Origin of the sequence: Clostridioides sp. ES-S-0005-03, assembly GCF_020658455.1 — a bacterium.
Taxonomy (GTDB): domain Bacteria; phylum Bacillota; class Clostridia; order Peptostreptococcales; family Peptostreptococcaceae; genus Clostridioides.
Genome location: NZ_JACVWI010000006.1, coordinates 1 through 23,952 on the forward strand (window position 1 = coordinate 1; position 23,952 = coordinate 23,952).

Annotated in this window: 26 protein-coding genes; all 26 read right to left on the reverse strand. The window is 29.3% G+C overall.

Translation table 11 applies throughout. The features are described 5' to 3' along the window. Window positions 1-290: 290 nt before the first annotated feature. On the reverse strand, window positions 291-485 hold the full coding sequence (locus IC218_RS17085) for a hypothetical protein (RefSeq protein WP_227483267.1): 195 nt from the start codon (window positions 483-485) through the stop codon (window positions 291-293). 308 nt (window positions 486-793) lie between these two features. After that, the gene (lysS, locus tag IC218_RS17090) at window positions 794-2,326 is read right to left on the reverse strand and encodes a lysine--tRNA ligase (protein WP_227825042.1); all 1,533 of its coding nucleotides are present in this window, start codon (window positions 2,324-2,326) and stop codon (window positions 794-796) included. Between the two features lie 14 nt (window positions 2,327-2,340). Continuing rightward, window positions 2,341-2,820, reverse strand: a complete 480-nt coding sequence (greA, locus tag IC218_RS17095) for a transcription elongation factor GreA (protein WP_021386470.1) — start codon at window positions 2,818-2,820, stop codon at window positions 2,341-2,343. Between the two features lie 108 nt (window positions 2,821-2,928). Then, on the reverse strand, window positions 2,929-3,897 hold the full coding sequence (gene dusB, locus IC218_RS17100) for a tRNA dihydrouridine synthase DusB (RefSeq protein ID WP_227437519.1): 969 nt from the start codon (window positions 3,895-3,897) through the stop codon (window positions 2,929-2,931). Window positions 3,898-4,033: 136 nt separating this feature from the next. Then, window positions 4,034-4,804, reverse strand: a complete 771-nt coding sequence (locus IC218_RS17105) for a type III pantothenate kinase (RefSeq protein WP_227437521.1) — start codon at window positions 4,802-4,804, stop codon at window positions 4,034-4,036. A gap of 18 nt (window positions 4,805-4,822) precedes the next feature. After that, window positions 4,823-5,413 carry an ECF transporter S component gene (locus IC218_RS17110; RefSeq protein ID WP_227483268.1) on the reverse strand — a complete coding sequence of 197 codons (591 nt, stop codon included), beginning with the start codon at window positions 5,411-5,413 and terminating at the stop codon, window positions 4,823-4,825. 196 nt (window positions 5,414-5,609) lie between these two features. After that, window positions 5,610-6,569, reverse strand: coding sequence for a P1 family peptidase (locus IC218_RS17115; protein WP_227483269.1), 960 nt, complete (start codon window positions 6,567-6,569; stop codon window positions 5,610-5,612). Beyond that, the gene (locus IC218_RS17120; protein WP_227825043.1) at window positions 6,562-7,539 is read right to left on the reverse strand and encodes a biotin--[acetyl-CoA-carboxylase] ligase; all 978 of its coding nucleotides are present in this window, start codon (window positions 7,537-7,539) and stop codon (window positions 6,562-6,564) included. The genes IC218_RS17115 and IC218_RS17120 overlap by 8 nt, the downstream gene beginning before the upstream one ends. Window positions 7,540-7,857: 318 nt before the next feature. After that, window positions 7,858-9,828, reverse strand: coding sequence for an ATP-dependent zinc metalloprotease FtsH (gene ftsH, locus IC218_RS17125; RefSeq protein WP_227437529.1), 1,971 nt, complete (start codon window positions 9,826-9,828; stop codon window positions 7,858-7,860). 33 nt (window positions 9,829-9,861) lie between these two features. Further along, window positions 9,862-11,250, reverse strand: coding sequence for a tRNA lysidine(34) synthetase TilS (gene tilS, locus IC218_RS17130; protein WP_227437532.1), 1,389 nt, complete (start codon window positions 11,248-11,250; stop codon window positions 9,862-9,864). Window positions 11,251-11,432: 182 nt separating this feature from the next. Continuing rightward, complete coding sequence (locus IC218_RS17135) at window positions 11,433-11,861, reverse strand: DUF1934 domain-containing protein (RefSeq protein ID WP_413927336.1); 429 nt, start codon at window positions 11,859-11,861, stop codon at window positions 11,433-11,435. Between the two features lie 17 nt (window positions 11,862-11,878). Next, entirely contained in the window at window positions 11,879-12,685 is an 807-nt protein-coding gene (murI, locus tag IC218_RS17140; RefSeq protein ID WP_227437535.1) for a glutamate racemase, read from the reverse strand. A 201-nt stretch (window positions 12,686-12,886) separates the two neighbouring features. Then, window positions 12,887-13,393, reverse strand: a complete 507-nt coding sequence (locus tag IC218_RS17145; RefSeq protein ID WP_227483272.1) for a cell wall hydrolase — start codon at window positions 13,391-13,393, stop codon at window positions 12,887-12,889. A 31-nt stretch (window positions 13,394-13,424) separates the two neighbouring features. Continuing rightward, window positions 13,425-14,084 (reverse strand): stage II sporulation protein R, encoded by a 660-nt coding sequence (gene spoIIR, locus IC218_RS17150; protein ID WP_227437539.1) that lies wholly within the window; start codon window positions 14,082-14,084, stop codon window positions 13,425-13,427. Window positions 14,085-14,219: 135 nt separating this feature from the next. Continuing rightward, window positions 14,220-14,900: a GntR family transcriptional regulator gene (locus IC218_RS17155; protein WP_227437541.1), complete on the reverse strand. Its 681-nt coding sequence runs from the start codon at window positions 14,898-14,900 to the stop codon at window positions 14,220-14,222. Then, the gene (gene ispE, locus IC218_RS17160) at window positions 14,884-15,774 is read right to left on the reverse strand and encodes a 4-(cytidine 5'-diphospho)-2-C-methyl-D-erythritol kinase (protein ID WP_227437544.1); all 891 of its coding nucleotides are present in this window, start codon (window positions 15,772-15,774) and stop codon (window positions 14,884-14,886) included. The genes IC218_RS17155 and ispE overlap by 17 nt, the downstream gene beginning before the upstream one ends. Before the next feature lie 117 nt (window positions 15,775-15,891). Beyond that, window positions 15,892-17,442, reverse strand: a complete 1,551-nt coding sequence (locus IC218_RS17165) for a DUF3794 and LysM peptidoglycan-binding domain-containing protein (RefSeq protein WP_227437546.1) — start codon at window positions 17,440-17,442, stop codon at window positions 15,892-15,894. A gap of 92 nt (window positions 17,443-17,534) precedes the next feature. Then, entirely contained in the window at window positions 17,535-17,801 is a 267-nt protein-coding gene (locus IC218_RS17170; RefSeq protein WP_009892135.1) for a Veg family protein, read from the reverse strand. A 147-nt stretch (window positions 17,802-17,948) separates the two neighbouring features. Then, window positions 17,949-18,809, reverse strand: a complete 861-nt coding sequence (gene yabG, locus IC218_RS17175) for a sporulation peptidase YabG (RefSeq protein ID WP_227437548.1) — start codon at window positions 18,807-18,809, stop codon at window positions 17,949-17,951. Between the two features lie 83 nt (window positions 18,810-18,892). Then, complete coding sequence (locus tag IC218_RS17180; protein WP_227483273.1) at window positions 18,893-19,831, reverse strand: dipeptidase; 939 nt, start codon at window positions 19,829-19,831, stop codon at window positions 18,893-18,895. Window positions 19,832-19,940: 109 nt separating this feature from the next. Further along, the gene (locus IC218_RS17185) at window positions 19,941-20,102 is read right to left on the reverse strand and encodes a hypothetical protein (RefSeq protein ID WP_227437552.1); all 162 of its coding nucleotides are present in this window, start codon (window positions 20,100-20,102) and stop codon (window positions 19,941-19,943) included. A 9-nt stretch (window positions 20,103-20,111) separates the two neighbouring features. Next, on the reverse strand, window positions 20,112-20,609 hold the full coding sequence (locus tag IC218_RS17190) for an SEC-C metal-binding domain-containing protein (RefSeq protein ID WP_227437554.1): 498 nt from the start codon (window positions 20,607-20,609) through the stop codon (window positions 20,112-20,114). A gap of 117 nt (window positions 20,610-20,726) precedes the next feature. Continuing rightward, complete coding sequence (locus tag IC218_RS17195) at window positions 20,727-21,437, reverse strand: UPF0489 family protein (RefSeq protein WP_227825045.1); 711 nt, start codon at window positions 21,435-21,437, stop codon at window positions 20,727-20,729. A 159-nt stretch (window positions 21,438-21,596) separates the two neighbouring features. After that, on the reverse strand, window positions 21,597-22,145 hold the full coding sequence (locus IC218_RS17200) for a hypothetical protein (RefSeq protein ID WP_227825046.1): 549 nt from the start codon (window positions 22,143-22,145) through the stop codon (window positions 21,597-21,599). Next, on the reverse strand, window positions 22,132-22,374 hold the full coding sequence (locus tag IC218_RS17205; RefSeq protein ID WP_227483275.1) for a hypothetical protein: 243 nt from the start codon (window positions 22,372-22,374) through the stop codon (window positions 22,132-22,134). Before IC218_RS17205 ends, IC218_RS17200 begins: the two co-directional genes overlap by 14 nt. A 16-nt stretch (window positions 22,375-22,390) precedes the next feature. Further along, complete coding sequence (locus IC218_RS17210) at window positions 22,391-23,785, reverse strand: sodium:solute symporter family protein (protein WP_227437563.1); 1,395 nt, start codon at window positions 23,783-23,785, stop codon at window positions 22,391-22,393. Window positions 23,786-23,952: the final 167 nt, after the last annotated feature.

Consider the following 23,952-nt stretch of genomic DNA (forward strand, 5'->3'; position numbering starts at 1 on the left):
ATAAAAGTTTATCAGGCTCAGATACTATTGTTATCTAAATATCTGGCTTTATGGTTTGTTTCTTGTTTTTATAAATTAACCTACTGTTTAATTTTCAAAGTTCATTTTTCATGTTTGCCCTTTTCTTGGGGACAAGTAATACTATATCACCTTAAAAATAATTCGTCAATACTTTTTTTGTTTTTTATTTTAAAAAAGGTTATAACTCTTTGTTTTTTTTAATACTTTTAACTAAAACTAACAGATATAACCCTTGATATTACAAGTAACACATGCATATACAGTTTTTCCTATTTTGCAATTTTATTTTCGTAAGAATATGAGTTGGCTCTGACTCTATCTGCCCAAACATTTATACTCTTAACTTTATTAACCTTAGTTGTACTTTCAAATATATCCATTGCATCCTTACAAAAATATACCATAACATCAAGAACTAAAAATCCAATACAAACTAAACATAAAAAATCAATTACTTGAAACATCACACATTCCCCCAATAATTTTTTATATATAGTATTCTCAAAAATTATTCCTTTTTCCTTCCCAAAAATTACTTTAAATATTTTCATAATAAATTACTTTCAATCATATTTTCTAAATATAAAGTTCCAATCAACAAAAACTAATATCAATTTGTAACGTTTGTTGGTAATTTATAAATTAAATACATGAAAACTTCTTTAGAACATATAAAAAGCATTCTACATTGACATTTTAAATAAAATAAAGCTATTTATTGATAATTTAATAGCTCTATTTTATTTAAAACTTAGTAGAATGCTTGTATTTTTTATTTTTCTTCTTCTTCTTTATTTTGATTATTATCAATAGGTTTCATAGTAGGGAATAATAATACATCTCTTATAGATGGAGAATTAGTTAATAGCATAATAACTCTATCTATACCTATTCCTAGTCCACCTGTAGGAGGTAAACCTACTTCTAATGCTTTTAAGAAATCATCATCCATCTCAAAAGCTTCATCATCACCTAATTCTCTTTTTCTCAATTGGTCCATAAATCTTCCTTTTTGGTCAATTGGGTCATTAAGCTCAGAAAATGCATTAGCTAACTCCCATTTATTAGCAAAAGCTTCAAATCTATCAGTTCTTCTTGGGTCTTCAGTATTTCTCTTAGATAATGGAGATACTTCAACTGGATGATGTGTTATAAATGTTGGTTGGATTAATTTATCTTCTCCAAACTCTTCAAAGAAAGCATTTATTACTTCCCCTCTTCTCATTCCAGGCTTTATTTCTATTCCTTTTTCTCTAGCAACTTCTAATGCTTCTTCATCTGTATTTATTGCAGAAAAATCTACGCCAGAATATTCCTTCACACAATCTTCCATAGTCATTCTCTTCCAAGGAGGTGTAAAGTTTATTTCTGTTCCTTGATAGTTGATTATCATGCTTCCTGTAGCAACTTCAGCCATATGTGCAACAACATTTTCTGTTATCTCCATCATATCAGTGTAGTCTGCATATGCTTGATATAATTCTATAGCAGTATATTCAGGATTATGTTTTAAATCCATACCTTCATTTCTAAACATTCTTCCCATTTCATAAACTTTATCAAATCCACCAACAATAAGTCTCTTTAAGTATAATTCGTTTGCTATTCTTAAATACATTGGTATATGTAAAGTGTTATGGTTAGTTATAAAAGGTCTAGCATTCGCTCCACCAGCTATAGTATTTAATATTGGAGTCTCAACTTCTAAAAATCCTCTGTCATCTAAATACGCTCTCAATGCCTTTAATGCTTTCGTTCTAATTAAAAAAGCATTTTTTACTTCTGGGTTCACTATTAAATCAACATATCTTTGTCTATATCTTAATTCTTGATCTTTTAATCCATGATATTTTTCTGGTAAAACTTGTAAAGATTTGCATAATAATACTACAGATTTAGCCTTTACAGATATTTCGCCCCTTTTAGTTCTAAATATTTCCCCTTCAATACCAACTATGTCTCCAATATCATATGTTGAAAATACACTATATTCTTCTTCCCCTATAGCATCTAATCTTACATAAGATTGAATTCTTCCTTCTTGGTCTTGAATATCTATAAAACCAGCTTTACCTTGTATTCTCTTGCTCATGATACGTCCTGCTATTTTTGTAGTTTGACCTTCAAGAGTTTCAAAGTTATCTTTTATTTCCATAGAATAATGAGTTCTATCATATCTACTTTCTTTGAAAGGGTCTCTACCTGATTCTTGTAATTTTTTTAGTTTATCTCTTCTTACTTGAAGTACTTCACTAAGGTCTTCTTGAATTTGTGCTTCTTCATTGCTTTGTTGATTATTTTTCATTTTTTTCCTCCAGATTATCTTCTTATTTCTAATATTTCAAACTTAGCAACTCCATCAGGAACTTGCACCTCTACAACCTCTTTAACAGCTCTTCCTAAAAGCGCTTTTCCTACAGGAGATTCGTTTGATATTTTGCCATCATATGGGTCTGCTTCTGTTGAACCAACTATAGTATATTCAACATCTTCATCAAATTCTAAATCTTTAACTTTAACTATTGAACCTATTGTAACAACATTAAGGTCTATTTTGCTTTCATCTATGATAACAGCTTTTCTAACCATATTTTCTAATTTTAAGATTCTTTCTTCAACCTGTGCCTGTTCCTTTTTAGCTTCATCATACTCAGCATTTTCAGATAAATCACCAAAAGATATAGCAACCTTTATTCTCTCTGCAACTTCTTTTCTCTTTACAACCTTTAAATTCTCTAATTCTTCTTCTAATTTATCGTATCCCTCTTGTGTCAATAAAAACTCTTTATTCTCTTCCATTATAAATACAACTCCTTCACAAATTTCTTAGGAATTTTCCTAATTATATTTTAAAATTTTTATAATCTTTTTTTAATTTATGCGCTATATTATAAGTCACTATTATTTTTATGTCAAGGAGTCTTCCATATAGTACTCCAATTTCGACACAACTTCTTGATAGTCTTCTATTTTATTAATTTCATCTCTTAATCTTGCAGAGTTTCTAAGACCTTTTAAATACCAAGCGATGTGTTTTCTCATTTCCCTTACAGCTACATACTCTCCATGTTCTTCTACTGCAAGCTTTAAATGTTTAATGGCAGTACTTATCTTTTCGTTAAGAGTTGGCTCTGGTAAAATCTCGCCTGTATTCATATAATGGTTTATTCTTTTAAATATCCATGGGTTACCCTGAGCACCCCTACCTATCATTATAGCATCACAACCCGTTTTGTCTAACATATTTATTGAATCTTCTATTGTAAATACATCACCATTTCCTATAACAGGTATATTTAAATTTTTCTTAATATCTGCAATTATATTCCAGTCTGCTTTACCTGTATAATATTGCTCTCTCGTTCTTCCATGTATTGCTAAAGCACTTATTCCACAAGCTTCTGCTATCTTTGCTATCTCAACAGCATTTATACTATTATCATCCCATCCTTTTCTTATTTTTAAAGTAACTGGTTTCTTTGAATTCTTCACTACTGCCTTTAATACCTGCTCTGCAAGTTTAGGATTTTTCATAAGTGCTGAACCATCCCCATTTTTAACTACTTTTGGAGCTGGACATCCCATATTTATATCAAGGATTTCATTTGGATATTCGTTCATTATTTCTGCTGCTCTTCCCATAAAATCTGGCTCAGAACCAAATATCTGAACAGCTACAGGATGTTCTTCTTTTTCTATCTTAAGCATTTTTTTAGTATTTTCATCATCATAGCAAAGTGCCTTACCATTTATCATTTCTGTATATAAAAGTCCACATTCTTGTTCTTTACAAATTAATCTAAATGGAAGGTCTGTTACCCCTGCCATAGGTGACAGAAAAACTTTATTTTTTAATTCTAAATTTCCTATTTTCATCGTTTTTCTCCTATTTTTTCCTTTGTTTTTGTGATTTTATTTCTAAATCTGCATTTCCTCATTATAATATACCACATAACACTAAAAAACTATCATAAAAAGGGAACTGGATATATAATCCAATTCCCTGTATTAATTATTCTTGGTTTTTTTCATATATTATTCTTAATCCTTCTAGCGTTAAAAAACCATCTACATAATCTATACTTTTTGTTTCTGAAGCAATTAGTTTAGCTAGCCCACCTGTAGCTATAACTTTAACATCATCACAATTTAATTCTTTTTTCATCATATTTATTATTTTATCAACTAAACCTACATATCCATAAATTATGCCAGATTGCATAGCCGATACAGTACTTTTACAAATAGTCATACCTGGTTTTGCTAATTCTACTCTAGGCAATTTAGATGCACTTTGGAATAATGCCTCACTAGATATCTTTATTCCTGGTGCTATTGTACCCCCTAGATATTCACCTTTTTCAGAAATAGCACAAAATGTAGTTGCTGTTCCAAAATCTACAAGTATACTTGGTGCCCCATATTTTTCTATGCCTGCTACAGCATTAACTATCCTGTCTGCTCCAACTTGTTTTGGATTATCATATTTTATATTTAGACCTGTTTTTATGCCTGGACCTACTATCAATGGATGCTTTTTACAGTATTTTATACAAAAATTTTCAAGAGAATGCATAACGTTTGGAACTACAGATGATATTATTACATCATCAATAGCATTTATATCCACATCATCATACTTAAATAAGCTACTTATTAGAATTCCATATTCATCAGATGTTTTTTCCTTATCTGTTTTAATTCTCCAATAATTAACTAACTTGTCACCCTTATATATACCTAAAACCATATTAGTATTTCCAACATCAAATACTAGAAGCATATGTCATTAACCTTCTTTCTATTTTTTGCTTTTCTTAAGTACAGCAGCAACGGCAGCTACTACTAAAGCTCCTACTATTGCTTCTGGTACTCCATTTGCTGCGGCAAGAGCCATTATAACCTTTCCTGCTGAACCATTTTGACCCATTGCTTGAAGATACTTGTCAGCATATAAAACATATATCATTCCTAAAACACCAGCTGTATTTAACAAAGAACCTACAGCTCCTGTAATTAATCCAGATATGTATACCTTACTTGTAGCATTGATTATTAGTTGATATACATAATAAGCCAATATACCTATCATAACTCTTGGCAATATTGAAACTAATGGATTTATAAAAACAAAAGATGTTACTGTTGGGTTTACTATAGCGTTTAAAAGACTTGATACTCCAAATATAAAGCCTATTGCTGCCCCAACTATTGGTCCTTCCATAATAGCTCCAATAATAACTGGTATATGCATTATAGTTGCTTTTGTAGGTCCAACTGGAATAAATCCCAATGGAGTCATAGATAGCATAATAGAAATAGCTGATAGTACCCCTATTATAGTCATCTTTCTTACATTTACTTTTCTTACTGATGCACTTGTGTTCATCATAAAAAATACACCTCCGTTCCAGCTCACTAACGATGCCGGACTACTTAATTTTTTGATTTTTCTTACTCTTGTTTCTTATCATTATGAGTCAGGCTACTACTTTCAGGATGCCTGCTCTAACAAGAATAATTTTATCAAGATGAGTTGTCATTGTCAACAATTTGACAAGAAAAATATGCTAATTTCATCATATTTCTCATTTTTTTACTATGTCTTTATATGCTATTATATTTTCTACACTATCAGCTTTTTTTACTGCATTTATTATACTTTTTTCCACAGCCTCTACAGCCAATGAACCTAATAACGTTATATCTGCTTCTATTTCACCTTTTGACATTGTGAATATTGTATCTCCATCATGAGGTGTATGGATAGGAAAAATAGCTTTTGCATACCCATCATGACCCATTTGAGATATTTTTTTACATTCAGCTTTAGTGAGTTTAGCATTCGTAGCTATAACTCCAATTGTAGTATTATCTATACTAAATCCACCTTTACTTGCACCTTGTTTCATCAATTTATATGTATCAATTGTTTCTGTTTTTTTATCATTTAAGGCGCCTGCTATAACCTTACCATCCTCATAAACATCTCCAAGAGCATTTACAGCAATTAATGCAGATACAATCAAGCCATTATCTAGTTTTATAGAATAACTTCCTATTCCACCTTTCATAGCATATTCTTGCCCTCTTATCTTTCCAACAGTAGCTCCACATCCTGCTCCATAATTACCTTGATTTAAAACAGTTGTATTTGCCGCCTCACAAGCTTTATAACCCATTTGTATATCTGGTCTACACTTAAAATCTCCTACTCCTAAATCAAATAAAACTGCTCCAACAACTATAGGAACTTTTCCAACTCCAACATCAAAACCAATTCCTCTTTCTTCTAAGTATCTACTTACTCCACAAGTAGATTCAAGACCATATGCAGAACCTCCTGCTAAAACTATAGCATGAACTTTTTGAACCATATTTACAGGGTCTAATAAATCGGTTTCTCTGGTTCCTGGAGCCGACCCTCTTACATCAACACCACAAACTGCACCTTCTTCACAAATCACTACTGTACATCCAGTCAGCCCTATTCTATCCTCAACTTGCCCAACCTTTAAACCTTCTATATCTAAAATATTATCATACATATCCATTTTCTCCTCTTATAGAAACTTCACCTGAAACAATTTCTTTTACACTTCCATCACTACCCTGAACTACTAAGTTACCATCTTCATTTATATCTAAGCATTTAACTAATTCTTTATCATTTCCTTTTAGTACATATATATTCTTATCTATAATAGCAGAATAATCTCTACATATTTTTAAAGTTTCTTCTTTTGAGTTATTTGCAATATAATCTAAATATAACTTTTCAAATTCAGCCAATACATTTCTGACAATATCTACTCTAGACAATTTGTATCCTTCTTTATACAATGAGGTAGCTTTCTCAGCTATTTCTGAATCAAAGTCCATTATTTTAACATTTATTCCAATACCAAGAACAACATAATTTGTTCTTTCAATCTCAGCAGACAATTCTGTTAGTATACCACATATTTTTTTCCCATTTAAAATAACATCATTTGGCCATTTTATCAAAGTCTTTGCCCCTAGATTATTTAAAGCTTGTGTTACACTTGCTCCTGCTATTAAAGTTATAAATGGTGCTTTAAACGGTTCCATATCTGGTTTTAGAATAATACTCATCCAAATCCCTTCATGGGGTTTGGAATCCCAATTTCTTCCTAATCGTCCTTTTCCCATATTTTGATGTTCACTTAAAATCACAGTTCCATCTATACTATTCACAGCCACTCTTTTTGCGTATTCATTAGTTGAATCTATAGTATCAAGATGCTCAATATTCTTACCAATAAACTCTGTATTTAATTTATAGTAGATATTCTGTGGACTTAATAAATCAGTTGGATTTTCTGTTAATCTATAACCTTTCTTATTTACAGATTCTATATTATATCCCTCTTCTTTTAGAGCTTTCATATGTTTCCATATAGCTGCACGTGACACACCTAATTGCTTTGACAACTCTTCACCCGAAATAAACTCAGATTTATTATTTAATATAATTTCTATTATCTTCTCTCGCATACTTCACCTCTAATATGATATGATTTCATGACTTCTTTTCTTCTAATAAGTAATTATACATTATTAATATATTTTTAATACTACTAATTTTAAAATTCCTTTTTAATATATTATCATAAGTAAACTTATATACCCATACCATTAATTCCCATAGCTTAATATTTTGCCTAATCTTTGCTAAAATCACAAAAAAAACTGAAAGTATTAATTAGATTGATATATGCAAATATACTTTGTTTATCAATTTAACATTATACTTTCAGTCTTAATATTTAATCCTTAATAGATAATACTCTTAAAATAATCAATATTTTAAAATTATTTATCTTCATCAGATTTATTTTCTTGATTTTTATTTATATCAACAACATTGTTTCTTTCTTCTCTATCTTTTTCTAGATTTATAGTTAATTGCTCTTCATTTTCTTTAGGAGAATTTTCCTCTGTAATTGCATTTTCAATATCATTTAATGGTAATTCTTTATTAAATGCTTTTATAAATTGATCTGCATCTAAAGTTTCATAGATAAGTAAGGCTTGTGCTACATACTCCAGTCTATCCATGTTTTCTTGTAATATACTTCTTGTCTTATCATATGCACCATCAACTATACGTTTTGTTTCTTGGTCTATCTCAAAAGCAACCTCTTCAGAATAGTTTCTCTTACTTGAAAAACTATTACCTAAAAATACTTCATCATCACTGTCAAATGACATTGGACCAAGTTTAGAACTCATTCCATATTTTGTTACCATACTTCTTGCAGTAGCTGTAACTCTTTCTAAGTCATTTGATGCTCCTGTAGACACATCTTTTAGCACTAACTCTTCTGCTACTCTACCTCCAAGTAAAACTACTATGTTCTCTTTCATCTCATTTTTAGTAGCATAGAACTTATCTTCAACAGGAAGCTGCATTGTAAATCCTCCTGCTCTTCCTCTTGGTACTATTGTAACTTGATGAACAGGACTTACTTCCTCAAGTATATGAGCACAAACTGCATGCCCGCCTTCATGATATGCTGTAAGTCTTCTTTCTTTTTCACTTATTACTCTCGATTTCTTAGCTACACCTGCTATAACCTTTGTTATAGCTTCTTCTATAGTTTCCATCTTAATTTTCTTTTCTCTTTTTCTAGCTGTTAGTATTGCAGCTTCATTCATTAAGTTTTCTATATCAGCAGGAGTAAATCCTGGTGTTCTTCTAGCTAATACATCCATTTTAACATCATCATTTAGCGGTTTATTTCTTGAGTGAACTTTAAATATAGCTTCTCTACCTTTTACATCTGGTGTACCAACAACTACTTGTCTGTCAAATCTTCCTGGTCTAAGTAAAGCTGGGTCAAGTATATCTGGTCTATTTGTTGCTGCCATGATTATTATACCTTGGTTTACTCCAAATCCATCCATCTCAACTAGAAGTTGATTAAGAGTTTGTTCTCTTTCATCATGACCTCCACCAAGACCTGCTCCTCTCTTTCTACCAACTGCATCGATTTCATCTATAAATATTATAGCTGGAGCGCTTTTTTTAGCTTGCTCAAATAAATCTCTTACTCTTGAAGCCCCAACCCCAACAAACATCTCAACGAAATCAGAACCACTTATACTGAAAAATGGCACTCCTGCTTCTCCAGCAACTGCTCTTGATAGATATGTTTTACCAGTTCCAGGAGGTCCTACCATAAGCATTCCTTTTGGTATCCTTGCCCCTAATTCAATATATTTCTTAGGATTCTTCAAGAAGTCTACTACTTCTTGTAAATCTTCTTTTTCTTCATCCAATCCAGCTACATCTTTAAACGTAACTCTAGTTTTTTCATCATCCTTATGAACCTTAGCCTTTGACTTACCAAAGCTCATAACCTTTCCGCCTCCACCTTGAGACTGATTCATAAATACAAACCAAAGAATTACCATAAAGAATATTAACAGTAATGTAGGTAGCATCTCAACAAACCAAGGTGTAGATGGTTTAGCTTCACCACCAAATGTTAATTTTCCAGCCTTAGCTTGATCTAACACTTCATCTGCAAGTTTATCTCCCATTATTTCTGTTGGAACATATGATTTAAACTTTGTATTTGTATCTTTTATAGTACCTTCTACAGAAGTTTGATTTACAAAGTACAATCTTGATATATTCTCATCTGTTAATTCCCTATATACTTGGGAAAATTTTAAATCTTTTATTTTTTCTGTAGGCTTACCTGAGAATTGAACTATACCTACTATAATTATAAAAACAAGTAGATAAAAACCTGCCCCTTTTAGCAACTTATTCAATATAGAAGCCCTCCTTTCATACATTGCTTTGCCCTATAATTTGTTAAAATTAATTTTTAATACTTCTTTTGTGCTTTCATCAATTTTATAATTCTCACTGATTTTATAATCTCCAACACATATTATTCCTTCACTATCTGTGATTATAGGAATTTTACATCTTTCTTCTCTTGGGATTTTTAAATCTATGAATAAATCCTTCACTTTTTTACTTCCCATAGCAAGTTTTATCTTATCACCTTGCCTTCTGCTCCTTATTACTATACCCCCTTTTACCTTATTAAAATCAAACCCTTTAGATGAATTGTCTAATTTCATACTCTTATACCTATCTATACTCATTACTTGGGTCTCAATAATTTGTTTTAATTCTTTTATTTTTATAAACCCATTACTAGGTATATTGTAATAAAATTCAATTTCCTCACTAACAATTTCCTCATTGGTTAATATTATACTGTCTTTTTTTCTATAAACAAATATATTTCTCGGAAGAGTTATCATTTTATTTACTTTTGAATCACTTTCTAAAGACATTATGTCCTCTATATGTTTTTGATCAACAAAATTAGTATCTCCTAGTATATGTTTTATAGAATTTCTAAGAACCCTAACTTTGATAGCATCATGTAAGCAAATAAAATCTTCTAAATTTATCTCTACAAAGCTCTTTTCTTTTATATTTGAAACTTCTCTAAATTTAGCTTCTGCCTCTTTCTCAATATAATCGTTGTCACTTTTTAAGCTATTGCTCATCCTCACTATAGATTCTATTACATTTGAATTAAAATTATCCTTCATATATGGTAAAAGGTCTAACCTTATTTTATTTCTAGTGTATATGTTTTCTAAATTTGTTTTATCTATTCTAGGATTTAAATTATAAGCCTTACAATATTCCTCTATATCTATTCTCTCTACATCCAAGATTGGTCTAATTATACAGTTATCTCTAATATAATCAATTCCTTTTAACCCTTTAAGACCTGTTCCTCTCATAATACGCATCATGACAGTCTCAGCTTGGTCATTGAGATTATGGCCTATAGCTATTTTGTTAGCTTTAATCTTATCCTTAATTTCATAAAACATTTCATATCTTAGCTTCCTTGCTCCTTCTTCTAATGATAACCCCTCATTTTCACAATATTTTGGTACATTAATAGACTTTACAAAGAATACAATTCCCATATCCTCACAAAGCTTAGATACATATAATGCATCTTTTTGAGCTTCTATTCCTCTTATTTGATGATTTAAATGTGCTGCATATATTTCTATATTAAAATCTTTTTTTAATCTATTTAGTACATGCAATAAACAAACTGAATCAGGTCCTCCAGAAAGACCCAAAACTATTTTATCGCCTTTTTGTATTAAATTATGTTTATTTATAGTACTTAGTACCTTATCAAATATCATATTTATCCCTCTTACACTTAGTTTTATTCACTTTTAAGTATACTTTCTATAAAAAAACGCTAAACCCTTGTATCAATTTTAAGAAATTAAAGTTTAATATAAATATAATAATACCAAATAAATTAAATAAAAGGTAGTTTTTTCACTACCTTTATAAAATTTCTGGAAAATAGCTATAGTTATTATTTAATATCTATGTATATATCTATTTTGTTTCTACCTAAAAATAAATCTTGTATCTTTATATTATAGTCTATTTTCAATTTTATGTGTTCCCCTTCTTGTATATTTATATCCAATTCTCTTGTGTCAATATCAATTAATAAGGTACCTTGTGGGGTTACATATTTTGTAGCACTGCTTTCTCCACATTTAAACATCATAGTTGAATTAATAGAACCAAACTTTTTAATACTAACTTCATTTTTAAGTATTTTTATAGTATTAGTTATTTCTATATTGTCTTCTTTTTCCTTGTAAATAACATATATTCCATCATTTTTATAAAAAATTTTACCAAAAGTAGTCATCTCTATGGTGTCCATATTACCTTTTTCATCATATTGTCTAGTATTTATGCTTATTTTTACACTCAACGATTTTTCCTCCATAGACTTCTTCATATAAACTAATATTTTTGTATCTCCACTTTTTGAATTTTATCAATTTTTTTCTTTAAAAATTCTTTCGCTATATCTGAAAATTTTTCATGTATGTCTGATACATAATATTGATAAATTCCATGAGCTTCTTTGCTATTTATAATGTTTCTTTCTTCTAAAATCTTTTTTAAATCTTTAGCTGTCTCTTTAGCTGGATTAACCAATTTTATGTGTTCTCCAACCTCTTCACCTATTGTTCTCTTTAAAATAGGATAATGAGTACATCCTAATACCAAAGAGTCTATATTCTTATCTTTTAATTCTTGTAGATATATCTTTGCTGTTAACTTAGCTACTTCTGTGTTAGCCCATCCTTCTTCAACAATTGGTACAAATAAAGGACATGCTTTATTAACAATTTCTATATTTTTATCTATTTTAGATATTTCTAAATTATATGCCTTTGAACTTATAGTTCCTTCTGTTCCAATTATACCTACAGTCTTGTTTTTAGTGGAACTTACAGCTGTCCTAGCACCGGCTTCTATAACTCCTATTATTGGTATATCATATTTTTCTTGAGCCTCTTTTAAACTTCTCGCAGTAGCAGTATTACAAGCTATAACTATAGCTTTTACATCCTTAGTTTTTAGAAAATTTATAGCTTGAAAAGTATATTTAATTATAGTCTCCTTAGATCTCGAACCATATGGTATTCTAGCAGTATCTCCAAAATATATTATATCCTCATTTGGTAATATCTTCATTATTTCTTTCAAAACCGTCAATCCGCCTAATCCCGAATCAAAAACTCCTATTGGTCTATTGCTCATTTTTATACAACACCTACTTTACATTTTTGTGTTTAACAACATCTTATTTATCGCTAAAATTTATTTTTATATTCACAGTTAATATATTATTACCTAAATGATTATTATAGTTTATTTTAAACAAAAAATAAAGGAGCTATCTCAAATTAGAAAATAATTTCTAGAAAAAGACAACTCCTCTCAGTACTCAAAAATTTAAATTTATTTTGCAAACACATGATTCCCTATTCTCAGATATGGATTTAGTCTATTTATCCATTTGCAAGTGGCTATTTCTGGGTTCCAGAAATATACTGCTTTATTTGTTGGGTCAGTTCCATAAAGAGCTTCTTTAGCTGCTTTACATGCTGAATCTGTTGGTGTCTTGTTTATTGAACCATCAAGCACAACTGAGAAAGCATTCTTCTGATATATAACTTCCTCTATTGAATCTGGAAATCTAGGGTCCAATACTCTGTTTATTACTACAGCTGCTACAGCAACCTGTCCCTCATAGCTTTCTCCTCTAGCTTCACCTGCAACCAATTTAGACAGTAACATTAAATCATTATCAGATAAATTTATTACTTCCTTTTTTGCTACATTTTTTTCTTGTTTGTTTACTTTCTTAGCTGTCTCTGTTGGCTCATCTGCATATACCTCTTTAATAGGCATAAATATATAGGTTAAAGCTAGTAATATAGCTATCAGTTTACTCCACCTGTCCATGATTAAAACCACTCCTTATAATTTTATTTTTTTAAAATTTTTCTTCTAAATCCTTTACTACTTCAATTACTTTAAACTTGATTTTTACTCTGCTTGTTTTCTTTGGTGTGTCTTGTTTTATTAGCTTATATTCCTTGTCAGTTAAAACTTCTTTTAACTTATCATCTGTAGATTTGTCTATAACTCCATTAGACTCATCAACAAAACATAATGGAGGAAACATAACACACCACCAGTTTTTTCCTTCACCTTTTCCAATTATAATTTTTAATGCTTTATATTCACCTGCTGGAAGAACTATATTAGAATATTGTTTTGTAGGAAAGTTACTATATTGTATACCTACCTTTACACTGTAATTATATCCATTTTCAAGAATAATATTTTTACTTATTTCTTCCAGAGTACTATATTCTTTTTTTATAATAGCTTCACTTTCCTCTATACTTTTTGAGTTTTGTAGTTTTGGTTGTAAATATTTTACTACTTCATCCCTAACTTTTAATTTAAGTTCTTGATCTTCATCTGTATTACTATTTGCTATGACATGAAATCTTATTAATTTATCTTTATAGTCTTTTGATATATTATCAATTTTTTTTACTTCACCATTTATTACTATCGTCATTATTGATATGACTGATATAAGACTTAATATTAATATTCCCAACCTAACTTTAATTTTTCTCATTGAAAAATCCCCCTCAAGATAAATTTATATCATCAATTATGTCCATTTAAATTTAATTTATTCATAATATTTTCAATATCAATAAAAAAACTACTTTGAAATGTTTATAAACATTTCAAAGTAGTTTTTTAAATTTTATAAGTCTTTATTCATCATAGCCTTATCTATCATAAATTGTTCTGCTTTTTCTATATGCTCTGTAGCATATTTCTTAGACAACTCACTATCACCTTTTATTATGGCATCAAGTAAAAATCTATGTTCTTCAACAATATTAAGCGATGAGTCGTAATCAGACATATAAGTAACTCTAAACCTATACACTTGTTCCCATAAGGAGTTTATCAATTGGATTAACTTTTTATTGTTTGTTGCTTTAAATATACATTCATGAAATTCTACATCTTGTTTCAATAGTGCATCTAAATCTGATTCCAAAATGCTTTTTTTTAACGCTTCTGATATATCCTTAAGTTTTTTTATATCATCATCACCAATTCTTTCAGCAGCAAGAGACGCTGCTAGACCTTCTAAGCTTGCTCTTACCTCTAATACATCTAGAAGATCCTTTAATGACATATTTGCTACATATGCACCTTTTCTAGGCAACATAACAACTAAACCTTCTAATTCAAGCTTTCTTATTGCCTCTCTTACTGGAGTTCTACTTACTCCTAATTGTTCTGCTAGTTGTACTTCCATCAGCCTTTGACCAGGCTTTAATTTCCCTTCTAAGATTGCCTCTCTTAAATTTTCGAAGACTACATCTCTTAATGGCTTGTAATTATCCAAGTTCAGTTTAGTTAAATTCTCCACAAATTTCAACCCCTTTTTGACTGCTGTTAACAACATATACCTGTTTATATTTTTTTAATAATTCTTTTTTTCCAATTAGAGCATCTTCTTTACTTTCAAATAATCCAAAAACTGTAGGACCACTTCCACTCATCATAGAACCTAAAGCATTATTTTTCATCATAACTTGCTTTATATTATTTATCTCTTCATATTTACTTATAGTAACATTTTCAAGAACATTTACCATATTTTCTGATACAGCTTTTATGTCTTCTGAATTTAAACACTCCATCAAATATTTATTATTAGGTCTTTTTTTAATATTATTCAAATCTAACCCTTGATAAACTTCTTTTGTAGAAACAAATAATTCTGGTTTACATATTAAAATACTTATATCACATGGTAAACCTTTAATATCTGTTAGTTTTTCTCCAACACCTTGAGCTAAAGCAGGCCTTCCTGATATACAAAATGGAACATCTGCTCCCAAGTTAAATCCGATGTCTTTTAATTCATCTTCAGATAACTCAAGTTTCCATAATTCATTTAATCCTACTAATACTGCGGCGGCATTGGAACTTCCTCCAGCCATACCTGCTGCTACAGGAATATTTTTTTCTATGAATACTTCTACGCCTTTTTTTATATTAAATCTATTCTTAAGTATTTTGGCAGCTTTATAAACAATATTATCTTCATCTAAAGGGATATCTAAACTAGTGCTTTTTATCTCTATTTCATCTTTATCTAATCCCTTTATTTTTACTATATCGTATAAATCTATCGTTTGCATTATCATTTCAACAAAATGATAACCGTCTTGCCTTTTTCCTAAGACATCAATGGATAAATTTATTTTTGCCCTGCTCTTTAGTTTTATAAAATCCATTCTATCCTCCTTGTTTAAAGAATAATGCATCACTAACAATAATATTATACTACAAAAAATAAAATAATAGGGTATTATAATACCCTATTATACTTAATTACTTTAAATTTTTTAATATTAATCTACTAATACGACTTTTTTTTCTAAAATAAGACACTTGCCAGGCTTAATTGCTTCGTCAAGTTTTATATCATTGAGTTCTGCAATTTCATTTTCTGTTGTATTGTATTTTTTTGCAATATTCCAGAAAGTATCTCCTTCTTTACATATATATACAATTATACTTGGGGCTTTAGATAAATCATACACACCTTGATCTTCACCCTTAACAATAAAGCTTTCTGCCTTTTTATCTAATGCTTCAGTAAATCTTTTGATTTTTATAACCAAATCTATTTGGTCTCTATTCAAATCAACCTCAATTTTATCAATACATGCCGTATTAAATACTGATGCTGTATCAGTTAAGTTATCCATCTCTATATCATGTTCAAATGGAATTTCTTCACTAATTTTATAAACTAATTTTAGCCCTTCAACTGGAATAAATAAAATTTCAACTTTTATAATCCCTTGTATAATACTTTTATTTCCTTCAATGTAGCTATTTTCTATAGACATAGTTGGACAAACGCTTACAATATCTTTTATTTGTATATCATCATTATCATTTCTTATTCCTTCTCTAACCATAAATGTTTCTTCACTATTTCTTAAAGTCTTATTTAATTGAATAGGTTTATGGTCAAATTTTATTATCTTTTGAGGAGAGTATGCATCTTGTAATACCTCTCTTGTTACTTCATCTGTAACTTTTACCTTGCAACAAGCCATACAATCTATTTCTAATAGACCTGTATTACTTTCACTATTTTGTTTAAAAATATGATTAAAGTCTGACATGGACAATAATACTTCCTCTGTCATACCATCACTCACTCCAGGAACTTCTACAAACTGAGTGAACTCTATACCCACTCTATCTAACTCTACAAGTTCACCCTCATATGTACAAGCCAATGGATTTATTTCTAATACTCCACCAATAATAACCTTATTATCAGTTACTCTACTTTCTTTTACTTTAACACAAGGATTTAAGCTTATTATAGATTGAATTTCTTCTGTATTTATAGTTATAGTGTCTCTTATAGAACTTTCTGCTTTTTCTATTCCCACTATATCTTGAAAACAAATTTCCTTTCTATGCTTTTGTATGCCTTCTACTTGCGCTACATCCTTTACAATATCTAATCTCTGTTTTTCAAATAAACTTCCTCTTATATTCATAAGAGCTCCTACTTTAATCTTTCTCTCATTCATTATAGTGCAGTCCATATGCTCTACCTCTGAAAATAACATGTATTCCATATCTTGCATAACATTATCTTTTTCTATTACTTCGTTTATATCTACTTTTCCATCTACATTAGAAACAGTATTTTTATCGTCTGCGATGTAAATTACGTTGTAATTAAAACTTCCTCTACAAAGTATCTTTCCATCTGCTATCTCAATTTTTTTAAGTGATATGTAACCCTCAGTCTTTACAATCTCATATACATCTAGCTTCTTGTCTGGCACTACTGCTTCCGCCTCAATAAATGTTTGAAATTTCCCAAAGTCTATTCTATTGTCAATTTTAATTACATCTTTAATTAATTCCATAGTTTACCTCCTTAAGTATTATAAAAATATCACACTATATTTATATTTAAGGAACAAAAAAAAAATTACACCTATTTTTAATAGGTATAATTTTAACTTATTTGTAATTTATCTTGATCTCTAAAAACTTGCAACTTTACATTAGATGTTAATAAATCTGAGTAACTATAAGATACCCTAGGATATCCATTACTTTCATCATCTAATTTTATAACAAACACGCTTGGATAAACTTTTTCTAGTATACCCTCTTTTGTAATAATCTGCTTTCTTCCTTTATTAGCTTTCAACAATATTTTCTTTCCTATATGTCTTTCTAAGCTTACTCTTATCTTATCTAGAGTTTGAACAGTAGCCACAATATCACCTTCTTTAACGTTTATATGTTTACATAATATCACATATAAACATTTTTGTCAAACGTTTAAACTAATTATTTTATATATTTTTTGCAAAAATGTCAATACTATTTTTGAATATATACAGTATAATTATGTTAATTTTTGTTAGTGCAATATTGTTTTTGGCATTGCCCATCTAAATTTCCCTCTTGTTTCAGAGCCACCAATACCCTTAACACCTGTGATAGTCTGCTCTATAACCTCATCAATAGGTACTACTACATCAATTCTTGAGCATGCAATTTTTTCTACTACAAAAACAGGGTCTAAAGCATGTATCATTATTCTACCAGGGGAACTTGCATAATTCGCTCCTGCATTTATTATTTTTTCATAATTCGACTGACATGCTCCTGCAAATATTACAAGATTATCCAAATTTGGTTGCCATTTACGTGCTTCTCTAACTGTTTTCATAAAATTTAAAGAGTTTCTATAGTTATTCATATCTTCTATATCCCCTCTTTTTACTGTCATTGCATCATGTCCTGTAATTACTAGTATATCCGGATTATATTTTTCTAGTAATGCTCTTACTTCTTTATGCTGGTTTTGCTCTGAAACTGCTACTCCTACTGCAGGTATTCCAAGTTGAGCATATACATCCAAACAAATTTTTAAATACTCTTTATCTCCATCTATTTGTAATACTTTTCCAGGCATTCCATATGTGTTAGAATTTAATTGAAGTTTTGGAACTGCCCTTGTCATCTTTTTCTGTCTCTCTTTAGCCTTTCTTACTGACTTATATAATAAATTTTCTACATTTTTATCTATTAATATATCTTTTATATCAGGTGCTTTTACTAATTCAAGGTCATCAATATAAGCATCTGCTATTACTCTAAATGCAATTCCTTTTAGTATAGCTATTTTTTCATTATTTTCATCTACACCAAAAGAGACTATTTTAAATACAATATCTTTGTTATGTGACTTTCTAGCTACAATGTCTCCTACCTTCATAGTTAAACCTCCAATAAATTTTTATCTTAGTTTATACTATGTTCGATATAAAACTTTGTTTCCTAATGTCAAAAAAACATTTCTTATAACACTTCTTTTATTACTCTTAAAGCGTTTTTATAGTATATTTTTTCTATTTCATCTTCACTAAATCCTTCTTTTTTTAGAGGCTCGTATAATTTACCCATTTGAGATATATCCTCAATCTCAACTTTTGAATCTATTCCATCGAAATCTGAGCCTAGAGCTACAACATCAATTCCTCCAACATTTACAATATGTTTTATATGTCTAACCATATCTTCAAGCTTACTTTCGCTTTTATCGCCTAAAAATAAGTGGAAGAAGTTAATTCCTGTAACCCCACCTTTATTAGCCAACACTTTAATCATATCATCAGTTAGGTTTCTAGTATGATTCATCATTGCTCTTGAATTTGAATGTGTAGCTATTATTGGTTTAGAGGATATTTTTGCAATTTCATAAAATCCACCATCTGAAATATGAGAAACATCAACTAGCATACCTAGCTCATTCATCTTATGTACAACTTCTCTACCAAAATCTGTAAGACCTTTTTCTCTATACTCTATATTATTATGAGGAAAGCTTAACTCATTCACATGATTCCAACTTATTGTCATCATTCTAACGCCTAAATCATAAAACTTCTTTAAGTTTTCTATTCTACCTTCAAGCACTGCTCCTTCCTCTATAGATAAAAGCGCTGTAAGCTTATTCTCTGATTGATTTTTCATAATTTCTTCATAGTTAGTAGCTAGAGCTATTACATCACTATTTTTTTTCATTTCTTTATGAAATTTATCTGCCATACTCATACAGTAATCAAAAGGATGTTTTACTTCTTCAGTATCAACGAAAAGAGCAAATGTTTGAGCCAATGAATCCCCTTTTTTCAGCCTGTCTATATCAACAGAATATTTGTTAGTTTTAAGTTCACTTGTTTCTACATTCTCCATTAATTTTGCTATAGTATCACAATGCAAATCAATAAATTTCATATTTATACCCCCTGTATATTTTATATTTATATCTAAAAATAGAAATAGTTGTCCTTATAGACAACTATTGACAACTATTTTTTAATATTCTTTTTAATGTTACTTAATTTTATTCCTCTTTTAGGTTAGGTATTACTTTCTTAACTTCTTCAATTTGATGCCATGTTTTATCTATACTATTTTCACTAATATATTTTTTTAAATCAGTTAAAGATGTAAAATCTTTAACTGATAAGTTGTCATCATCATCTGCAAATCTTAAAATAAACATAAGATTACCTTACTTTCCACAACATTTCTTATATTTTTTACCACTTCCACATGGGCATGAATCATTTCTTCCTATTTTTGCTTCTTTAACTACTGTTTTAGATTTTTTGTATGCTTTTATTATTTCTTTTCTTTGGTCTGCTGGTAATATTTCTTCCCAACCTTGTAAATTATATAGCCAATGAGCCTCAACAGTTACCATATTGTTATATAATTTTTCCCAATCTATTTTTATAGAAACTTCTTTATCAGCTTCTACATCTTCTAAAACTATATCTTCTTTTAAACTTTCACTTATTCCATCTATGAATCCCATGAAAAATTCATTAGTAGTTCCAAATTTCTCAGCTAATTCACTTACTTTACCTTCAACAACATCCATTTTACTATTTAATATTTCATTGTATATTCCAGCTTCAACTTTTAAATATTCTTCCCAGAATTTTACCTCTGTTTCTTGACTTTCGTGGTTATCACTTAAATTTCTCCATTCAGTATATAAACTCATACTTTTTTCCTCCTAAGTATATCTATATTTTTTTAGTTTTTTTATAGTATAAAATCTTTTAGTTAGATTGGAAGTTTCTTCTTTTTGATTATACCATATTCTATTTAAAGTTAACTCTTACATTATATCATAATTAAACAATTCTTTTAATACTTTTATAGCATACTCTTGGTTTATAAAGTAAGGACTTGTAGCAATTGTTACAACTTTAGCCTTTTTAATTAGATTTTTTATCTTTTCTAGTTTAAAATCAAATGGTATATAGTCCATATCCTCTGAAAATATATCTAAATCTATGTCAAGAACAAACTCTGGCTCTATATCTAAATCAAAGCCATATGAGCTATCTATTATTATTAATTCTGAAAATATATTATGTTTTAATGCTGGTTTTATAAAACTTCCTACATTTAAAACCTCATTTGTATACCTAAATACGTCCTCCAGATTATTTATATCTACATTGTAGTTTTTAGGCTCTCTAGTATCCTTATGTTGATCTACATGTACTAGTTTACATCCTCTTGTGAATTCATTTGCCATCATAGATTTTATCCAAAAATAAAATGCATGGTTATGATTATCAAAAACATATATTCTTTTATTTCCCAGGACATATTCGACCATATTTTCCAATCCTTTTGCTTTTATCTCTTTATTTTCATCAATTTCATTAAATACGACTTTGTTTCCTAATTTCACATCATCCAATGTTCCACTTATTAGTTTTGGAACATATATACTCTTATTTTTTCTCTCTTCATATGAAAATACATTATTTCCTACTGGCTTTTCTATATAAAACCCTGTATATTTATAGTTTATCATAAGAATTAATTTCCTCCATAATTATAACCTATACACCTTAAACTCACTTATCATAAATTAGGTTATCTAGTATAAAAGATACTTGTATATAACTAGCTATTATATCTTCTCTCAATATGTATTATACAATAAGTGTAAAATATATTTATATAAAATATCCTACATTCCTATAACAAAACCATCTGCTTCAATTGGCAAGTAACTTACTCTTGTATTTAATTCCACTTTTCCAAAGAATACTACCCAGTATGGTCTAAAGATACTTTTAATTTTAACTATCTCTATCTCTGGTATACCCCCCATAAACCTGTGACTTAATCTTATAGCCATTTTATTTGCCTTTGATTTTACTCTCCTTTCATCCTTATCACTATATTGTATGATGTCATTATCTACATTTTTTACAATTTCAGACACTGGTAGTTCTTGTACTATACTGCCAGCACCCGTAGAACCATTTACTAAAATATTTAATTCATTTGTATTACTAGTTTGTTTTTTTTTCATGAAAATAGATTTATTTTGATGAATTTTAAGTGTAACGACTTTAAACTCTATATAATGAAGTCTAACTTCATGAACTTCTTTATTTTTTAATATCAGTCTACTTAGTAATGAATTATTTCCACTTTTTGCTATATCTATAGCTTCATCTTTTGTAATTTTTATAGGCAATGCTCTTATATCCATAAAATCATTCCCTTTCATCTTTTTTTCCTGTCATTTTAAATACTCTATATAGATAATCAAAAAATATTATAACTACTGCTATCATGACTCCATATGGGATTATCTTTCCAACTATAATATCATTTCTAGTTACTATACCATAAAATATAAATCCTGTTATTAAAAAGTATAATAGTACTAAAAAACCATCTATACCAAGCCATTTTATTTCCAAATCTTTTTTTACTTTAGATACCAATTTAGACATAATAACTACTCCCTTTTTATAGATTATTTTGTGTATTTAAATTTTTACCTATTCTATTTCCTATTGTCCATGCAATAAATGAAAGAGGGATGGCTATAACAAGAGGTTCTAATTCAAAACTTTGAACTGGAAACATTTTAAAATAACCAAAAGTTACTCCGCCTACAATCATTCCCAAAATACCACCCATAGATGTTCTTCTTCCATTACCAAGAAGACCTCCTACTATAGGTACAAATGCTGAACCCATCCAAATACTTCCTACAAATATACATGCATCATATACATTTTCAAATCTAAACGCCACACTAAGTCCCATAACTGCCGCTAAACATACACCTATTCTAGTAAATTTAACTAATTGCTTTTGAGATAATTCTTTTTTAGTAATTCTTCCATATATATCATTTGCTAAGGTAGCTCCTGCTGCTAGATAATAACTATCTAGTGTTGATATTATTGAACCTAAAATTCCGATTATAAATATAACTCTTATACCTTCTGGCAATGTATTTAAAACTAAAGTTATATACCCAGCTGCTGGAGCCATTTCTGGATAAGTGGCTCTAACTATAAGACCTGTCATAGTTAATACCATGTCAAAACATATCCATAGAGAAAAACAAGTCAATAAAGCTCTTCTCCCAACTTTTGGAGAATCTGCTGCTGAAAATCTTTGGTAAAACGTTGGGTCTGAATAAGCTCCAAATGAATATACTATTAACATCAATGCTTTCATTGCTGACATACCTTTTGTAGGATGCATTAACTGAGGTGCATCTTTAAGTGCTTCTGTAAGACCTTGAAAACCACCTATTTGGTCAAATTGACCTGGCATAACCATAGTTAGACCAAATACCATGCAGAAAAACAATACCATATCTGTAATGGCAACTCCCATAAGACCACCAAGAACTGTCAATATAACTACTACCACTACCATTATAAACCCTATTAGCTGTTTATCAATTCCCCAAGCTACATTACCTATAGTTCCCATAGCTGTTATTTCTCCAAGTTGTGCACAATATATAAACATTAAAACTGCTCCAATTATAGCAACTTGCTTTCCATAAAAACTTTCTAATAAATCAGGAACTGTTATATTAGTTCTTATATGAATTCTTGGTCCAACCCACAATGCTAAAGGCATTCTTCCAATATGTGCAGCTATTGACCATACTGCCCATGCAGATATCCCATATATAGCTGCATACTCTACACTGCCAACTGTACCAACTCCACCATACCAAGAGGCAACCAAAGTACCTACTATCAAAGACCATGGTAAACTTCGATTTCCTAGGTAATAACTTTCCATATCTTTTACATTTCTAGAAAAATAATAGCCTATCCCTAACAATAGAAATGCAAATATAATTATAATTCCATTTTCCCATAATGCTAACATATCTACTCTCCATATTCTTATTATTGTCTTAATTTTCTATTTTAACATTTAAATAGTTACTGTTATTTTTTAATTAAACTTACTTTATACCACATGTTATAAATTTATTTTACAATCATGAAATCTCTAAACTAAAACTATTATTATTTTAAACATGAACAACTCTA